Raw genomic sequence first — 642 nt, 5'->3', positions numbered from 1 at the left:
TGCTACCCTTCTGCTTAACTTGTTAATGTGTCGGCAGCTAGTGCCGTGTTAAGCAAGATTATGGGGAACAAACGTTCCCGTTGTCAAATGAATTTTTGAGGAACGAACGTGAGTTCAATCGGGGAGCGAATTCGTATCGAGAGAGAGCGGATGGCATTGACGCAGCCAGCTCTTGCCGAAAAGTGTGGAGTGACGATGCGTAGCCAGCGCAACTATGAGAAGGGAGAAAGAAGTCCAGACGCCGAGTACCTTGCCGCACTTGCCTCTTGCGGACTGAACGTGCTCTACATCCTCACCGGCCAGCGCACAATCACCCCTCTACCAGCGCCCGCCACAGCCAGCTTGTCGCGCCGCGAGGCTGCGCTGCTGAACAACTATCAAAATACGGACGAAGCTGGTAAAAAGATCATCGAAGGCACCGCGAATCTTGCGGCGCAATCAAAGGGCCAGCGCCGGGCTGGTTAGTCTCTACACGGGAGATCGAGAATGAAGCACTGCATCGCATTTGTTGCCATGGCCGTGGCCATGGCACCAGCCTTGGCCGTCAACAAATGCAAGGGGCCTGATGGCAGGGTGGTCTATCAAGACGCGCCTTGCGCGGACGGCCAGGGGAAGAAGCTGGACATTCAGGCCAGCGCACCG

General features: G+C 56.2%; 2 protein-coding genes. Both read left to right on the top strand.

The genetic code is table 11. The features are described 5' to 3' along the window. The first annotated feature begins 108 nt into the window (after window positions 1–108). Window positions 109–465, top strand: a complete 357-nt coding sequence (locus PY257_RS16130) for a helix-turn-helix domain-containing protein (protein ID WP_275743661.1) — start codon at window positions 109–111, stop codon at window positions 463–465. A gap of 21 nt (window positions 466–486) precedes the next feature. Further along, the coding region (locus tag PY257_RS16365) for a DUF4124 domain-containing protein (protein ID WP_419095733.1) at window positions 487–642 on the top strand (156 nt) is incomplete at its 3' end.

The sequence above is a fragment of the Curvibacter soli genome, from assembly GCF_029211125.1.
Lineage (GTDB): Bacteria > Pseudomonadota > Gammaproteobacteria > Burkholderiales > Burkholderiaceae_C > Curvibacter_A > Curvibacter_A soli.
The sequence above is the reverse complement of the archived record's forward strand: the minus strand, read 5'-3'. Positions and strand labels throughout refer to the sequence as shown.